The 6354-nt window shown below is 33.2% G+C and carries 7 protein-coding genes; 5 read left to right on the top strand and 2 right to left on the bottom strand.

Annotation, left to right across the window (positions count from 1 at the left end):
* Positions 1 to 103: 103 nt before the first annotated feature.
* Complete coding sequence (locus tag AC0L3Q_RS20185; RefSeq protein WP_473282353.1) at positions 104 to 316, bottom strand: hypothetical protein; 213 nt, start codon at positions 314 to 316, stop codon at positions 104 to 106.
* Positions 317 to 814: 498 nt separating this feature from the next.
* Between AC0L3Q_RS20185 and AC0L3Q_RS20180 the strand changes: the two genes are divergently transcribed.
* The 4 genes from AC0L3Q_RS20180 (at position 815) to AC0L3Q_RS20165 (ending at position 3388) form a co-directional block, all read left to right on the top strand.
* Positions 815 to 2437 (top strand): helix-turn-helix domain-containing protein, encoded by a 1623-nt coding sequence (locus AC0L3Q_RS20180; protein WP_473282351.1) that lies wholly within the window; start codon positions 815 to 817, stop codon positions 2435 to 2437.
* 100 nt (positions 2438 to 2537) lie between these two features.
* A complete protein-coding gene (locus AC0L3Q_RS20175; RefSeq protein WP_473282349.1) occupies positions 2538 to 2783 on the top strand; it encodes a hypothetical protein in 246 nt (81 codons plus the stop codon).
* Between the two features lie 114 nt (positions 2784 to 2897).
* Positions 2898 to 3104, top strand: coding sequence for a hypothetical protein (locus AC0L3Q_RS20170; RefSeq protein ID WP_473282347.1), 207 nt, complete (start codon positions 2898 to 2900; stop codon positions 3102 to 3104).
* 98 nt (positions 3105 to 3202) lie between these two features.
* Complete coding sequence (locus tag AC0L3Q_RS20165; protein ID WP_473282345.1) at positions 3203 to 3388, top strand: hypothetical protein; 186 nt, start codon at positions 3203 to 3205, stop codon at positions 3386 to 3388.
* 118 nt (positions 3389 to 3506) lie between these two features.
* On the opposite strand, the gene AC0L3Q_RS20160 is transcribed toward AC0L3Q_RS20165, so the two are convergent.
* On the bottom strand, positions 3507 to 4649 hold the full coding sequence (locus AC0L3Q_RS20160; RefSeq protein ID WP_473282343.1) for an acyl-CoA dehydrogenase: 1143 nt from the start codon (positions 4647 to 4649) through the stop codon (positions 3507 to 3509).
* A gap of 455 nt (positions 4650 to 5104) precedes the next feature.
* Between AC0L3Q_RS20160 and AC0L3Q_RS20155 the strand changes: the two genes are divergently transcribed.
* Positions 5105 to 6331, top strand: a complete 1227-nt coding sequence (locus AC0L3Q_RS20155; RefSeq protein ID WP_473282341.1) for a Glu/Leu/Phe/Val dehydrogenase dimerization domain-containing protein — start codon at positions 5105 to 5107, stop codon at positions 6329 to 6331.
* Positions 6332 to 6354 lie beyond the last annotated feature (23 nt).

Below are 6354 nucleotides of genomic sequence, written 5' to 3'. Positions count from 1 at the left end.
ATATCAGTTCTTCCCGCTTAAACTTTCTCTTATCGTTCTTGTTTCAGTTTTGAAATTAGTTTAATATTGTATTTGTCTATTATTGGTTTGTGTGATCTAAGCCCTATTTGATATAGGTTTTCAAAAGTGTTTGCTGCTGTACTACGCCCTTCATTTTTTGATAATTGATGGTTTCAGCTAAATCTTCTTTAGAATCAAATTTTAGCTTACGATTCATTATTGAAAAATTACTGTCGTTAATAGATAATTCTTCTTCAAAGACCAATTCATCTTTATCACAAGACAGTAATAGTAATAGGGTTGATTCTACAAGCAAATAGGGAAATAGTTTTATGTGTTTTTTCATTTCTTTATTAAGCGTTATTTTAAAAATTGAATAAAAATGGGACACTATACTTAGTTTAAAGTTGATTATAGTAGTTCGACTTTTTTGCAAAAAAATGAGGTAACCTCTTGATGGGATGTAGGCTATTTTTTGATATCCGAGGTACAAATGTATTGACTTGATAACTGTAATTCAAGGGGATCAGGTACGTATTCATGAATATTACCCTTTGTATTCATAAACGTTACCTTGCCGTTTTACGTAGGAATCTCTGATTATTTATGAAATAAAGATGATTTTTGCCTTTCAGATTTTTTTAACGTCTATTTTTTTTATATACTTCAAACTTATGTTGGAATAATTGTATTAAAGCTAGCTCCCCCGATTTTTAAGATGTATATAAAAAGTATTCGTTTTGGTATTGTATTATGGCTTTGTTTATTGTCAATTGGTTTAAAAGCACAATCCTCAGATAATAATGCACAAAAAATGTTGGATTCATTAAAGTTTAAGACATTTGATGAGTTGAACCAGCTTTTTGACGAAAATAGTGAGGATTCTATTTTAAGTTTACATATCGCAAGTGAGTATTTGTACAAGGCAAAGAATGAAAGTGATGTCATACAAACCGCCAGGGCGTATAACTTGTTGTTTAATATTTATGATCACAGTAACCGAAACAATATAGCTTTACAGTATGCCGATTCTATAATTATCACGACAAAAGATATGGAAACGCATATGCGTTATCCAGCAACCGGATATTTAAAAAAAGGATATGCATTATATGCTCTGGATCGTTATGATGATGCTTTGCAATCCTATTTGATCGCTTTGAAACATGCTGAACGTGTTGGAAATGAGGAGCAAATTGTTGCCTTAAAACACAATGTTGCCTTGTTAAAGACTAATTTGGGAAAAAACAGAGAAGCATTAATCACTTTTAAGGAGAATTATGATTTTTTGATTAAGGAAGATACCTTAGTGGAGTACCCCATGACCTACGCAGCTACACTTTACAAGTTGGGTGATACTTATAATCGTCTTAAAAAATATGACTCTGCTAGTTATTATTTAAATAAGGGAATTCGGCTGAGATTTTCTACCGGAAATACGGAATTCTATCCGGATTTGTTATCTGCATATGGAGTAAATAGTTTTTACAGAGAAGCGTATAAAGAAGCCAAAGATAGCTTGCAAAAAATGCTGATCACCTCAAGAGAAGATAAGGAAGATGTTAATGTAAAAATTTCTTATTTGTATTTAGCCAAATCCTTGCTGAAATTGGGCGAAAAGAAAAAGGGGTTGGATTATCTTATAAAAGCAGAGTCTACTACCAATGAATTCAATTATGTTCCTCAAATACATGAGGTTTTTACGTTGCTTATTGATTATTATCAAGAGAACAAGGATTTAGAGAATCAGCTTAGAATTACCAATAAATTACTTCAATTGGAGCGAACGTTTAACGAAAAGTATGCTAGGTTAAATAATAATATCGTAGAGAAGTATGATATAGCAAGATTGGTGAAAGATAAAAAAGAACTGATAGAAACCATTGATTCTAAAAACAAAATGTCGAGACATAGGTCGATACTTTTTGGTGTAATTTTATTGTCAATTCTCATATCATTGTTTTTTTATTTAAAGAAAAGAAGGAATAAGTATTCTGAAATTTCTGATAAATATACAGAGCTGGTTAATTCGATAGAAAAGAAAAAAGAAGCAACTGTTGTTGTGGAAGTGCCAGAGGATATTAAAAAGGAGATTTTGAAAAAGTTACAAGATTTTGAAAATGATCATAAATACTTAAAAAATAACTTGTCCCTTGGTAGTGTTTCAAAAAGTTTAAAAACTAACTCCTCATACTTATCCAAGGTTATTAATATTGAAAAGGGAAAGAACTTTACAAATTATATTAATGATCTTCGAATTGATTTTTGTGTGGATCAAATTAAAACGAATAAAAAGTTTAAGCAATATTCGGTAAGATCAATGGCCGGAGAAGTAGGATTTAATAACATACAATCATTTGCAAAGGCGTTTTTAAAGCGAAAAGGCTGTAAACCCGCAGAATTCATAAAAAACATTGAAAATCAATGGTTTGAATAGGTTTTTGTTGGTGAATATTTATGAATGTTAACCAGTTTGAAGCTTTTTTTGGGAATTCTTCTCTATTTTTGAAGGGTAAAAAAGATGTAATTAGAATATTATGAAAAAACGTAAACAAACAAAAATTGAATTAAAAAAAATTCAAGTCGCAAGACTAGATCGACGAGCGGGAGAATCAATTAAAGGAGGAACTTTGTTATCCTATATTTTATGTGATGAAAGAAATACCGGTAGTTTAAAAACCAAAGTTGGAATAGCAGGGGATGCTTTATGTGAAAAGACTTTTGGCTGTCCATCTGCCGGAAACCATTTATGCAGAGAAAGTGAAGTTGGTAATAAATGTTAATTTATTAAAATAGGTGCTTCCAAAGCGGTTAGAGATAAAATTGTGATGTTGTTTAATTTAACTCTAACGTCTTTGGATTTTTAATTTTTTAAAAATAGTTTTTCGACAAGTAAAATGAAAAAGCAAAACAAAACGAAAATTAAGTTAGAAAAAATAAATGTAGCTAGACTCGACAAAAAAGTAAAAGAATCGGTAAAAGGAGGTACTTTTGTTGTGTGTGGTAATGGTCAGGATACTGGTAGTGTACCTACAGGAATCATTTTTTGTAATAATTCTGGTGATGGGATATGTAGAGAAACCGAAGGGAGAGATTGTGTCTAGAAATATGGAATGTTATTGAGTGGCGCTATTAATTTGAGTACATCATGAAAAAACAAAATAAAACTAAAATCACACTAAAAAAAATAAAAGTAGCGAGGTTGGATAAACAAGCTAAGCAAGCGATTAATGGAGGAACATCTGACTCTTTTTTTGTTTGTCCAGATGAAGATACGGGTAGTATTCGTACTGCGATCATTATTTGTTTGGAAACAAGAGAATGTCTTTCAGGAATTATTAATGATCCAGTTCTTTGTGGAGATTCTGAGACCGTAGTAATGTGTTAAACAGATTTAATTGTAAGGCAAGACCTTTTGAAAGTTTGTGCTATTTAGTATAATAATTGAATTAAAAAACCCAAACTAATATTTAGTTTGGGTTTTTTAATTATGATATGTTATCGAATTAATCTCTAAGAACACTTCTTGAGATTACAATCTTTTGGATTTCACTTGTTCCCTCGTAAATCTGAGTAATTTTTGCATCACGCATTAATCGTTCTACGTGATATTCTTTTACGAATCCATTACCACCATGTATCTGTACGGCCTCTACAGCAGTTTCCATAGCTACTTCAGAAGCATAAAGCTTGGCCATAGCACCAGAAAGGTCATAGCTTTCGTGGTTGTCTTTGTCCATTGCAGCTTTGTATACCAACATTCTTGCAGCCTCAATTTTGGTGTGCATATCAGCAAGTTTAAAAGCAATCGCCTGGTGATTCATGATTTCAGTTCCAAAGGCTTTACGAACTTTAGAATATTCTTTGGCTAATTCATAAGCTCCTGCAGCAATACCTAATGCCTGAGCAGCAATACCGATACGACCTCCGGCCAATGTTTTCATCGCAAATTTGAATCCAAATCCATCTTCACCGATACGATTTTCTTTAGGTACCTTAACATCATTAAAAATAAGAGAGTGAGTGTCACTTCCTCTAATTCCTAATTTGTCTTCTTTTGGTCCAATTTCAAAACCTTCCCAACCTTTTTCAACAATAAAGGCATTGATTCCTTTATGTCCCTTATCTCTGTCAGTTTGTGCAATAACTAAGTAATAATCTGCAGAACCTCCATTAGTAATCCAGTTTTTGGTTCCATTTAATACATAGTGATCTCCTTTGTCTATTGCCGTAGTTTTTTGAGAAGTAGCATCACTACCTGCTTCTGGTTCTGATAAACAAAAAGCACCAATCGATTCACCATTGGTTAATTTGGATAAATATTTTTCCTTTTGTTCTGGAGATCCATATTCATCAAGACCCCAACATACCAAAGAGTTGTTTACTGATACGATTACTGAGCAAGAAGCATCAATCTTTGATAACTCTTCCATAACTAGTACATAGGATAAGGTGTCCATACCTCCACCACCGTATTCTGGAGAAGCCATCATTCCTAAAAATCCAAGTTCTCCCATTTTTTTAACCTGTTCAGTGGGAAATTCTTGTTTATTATCGCGTTCTATTACTCCAGGTAACAATTCTGCTTTAGCAAAATCACGAGCAGCATCGCGTATCATTAACTGTTCTTCGGATAATTTAAAGTCCATATGTATTGAAAATTTACTGTGCGTGCATAACACGCAATTCCTACTTTTTGATGAAAATAAATCGAGATAACCCCGATATTTTTATTAATTCTACAAATATAGTTGATAATATGATAGTTCTGGTGTTTTTTTTGTTTTTTGATGTAATGAAATTTTAGGGTAAAATAATATCAAAACATGGAAGGTCTCGTTGGGGAATTTTGAGGCAATTTTGTTTAAGATTGAAGGATTATTAGGATACGATAATTTTACCTTTATTTTCGTTCTAGGGATATTTAGTTTTTTATATTTGTGAGGTTGCTTTGTAGTAACCTATTAATCTATTCAAAACGCAAAAAAATGACTCAGCGCTGACCTCCGTTTGGAGGATATTTAATTTAACTTTTTACAAACACCATTGGTGTTGTTTTTTTTAAAAGAGAGAATTATTGATTTGCTAAATTGAAATTTTAAGAATGAAAGAATTACTAAAAAAGTATGAAAATAAAGCGCCTGAGATAGTTTTTAATTGGAAGGATTCTGAAACCGAAGCCGAAGGCTGGACAGTGATCAATTCTTTACGAGGTGGAGCTGCTGGTGGTGGTACAAGAATGCGAAAAGGATTAGATATGAATGAGGTGCTTTCTTTGGCCAAAACTATGGAAGTAAAGTTTACAGTTTCGGGACCAGAAATTGGTGGTGCCAAATCTGGAATTAACTTCGATCCCAATGACCCAAGAAAAAAAGGAGTGCTTCAGCGTTGGTATAAAGCCGTATCTCCCTTATTGAAGAGTTATTATGGAACAGGAGGAGATCTTAATGTAGACGAAATTCATGAGGTAATCCCAATTACTGAAGAATGCGGGGTTTGGCATCCACAGGAAGGAGTTTTTAATGGACACTTTCAACCTACAGAAGCGGATAAAATTAATAGAATAGGACAGCTTCGCCAAGGGGTTATTAAAGTTTTGGAGAATACTACTTTTTCACCAGATGTATCCCGTAAGTATACGGTTGCGGATATGATTACAGGATATGGCGTAGCAGAAGCGGTTAGACATTACTATACCATTTATGGAGGGGATGTCAAGGGGAAAAGAGCAGTAGTCCAAGGTTTTGGAAACGTAGGTTCTGCGGCAGCCTATTATTTATCTGAAATGGGAGCCAAAGTTGTTGGTATTATTGATCATATCGGTGGGCTTATCAAGGAAGATGGGTTCTCTTTTGAAGAAATAAAGGAGTTATATTTAAACAAGAAAGGTAATAAGCTGTATAGTGAAACGTTAATTCCTTTCGAGGAGATGAATGAAAGGATTTGGTCATTGCCGACCGAGATTTTTGCGCCTTGTGCAGCTTCCAGGTTGATCACCAAGGAACAGATTACACAAATGATCGATTCTGGACTTGAGGTAATATCATGTGGAGCCAATGTACCATTCGCTGATAAAGAAATATTTTTTGGTCCTATAATGGAGTATACCGATGAAAAAGTAAGTCTTATTCCTGATTTTATTTCAAATTGCGGTATGGCTAGAGTATTTGCCTATTTTATGGAGCGTAGGGTACAAATGACGGATGAAGCTATTTTTAAAGATACTTCAGAAACTATAAAAAAAGCAATACAGAGCACTTACAATAGCAAGCAAACAAAAGTAAATATAAGTAAAACAGCGTTTGAAATAGCCTTCAAACAGCTGGTATAATATTAATGTATAACCAAGCATCA

This window comes from Aquimarina sp. KJ22-3 (assembly GCF_055808215.1).
The sequence above is the reverse complement of the archived record's forward strand: the minus strand, read 5'-3'. Positions and strand labels throughout refer to the sequence as shown.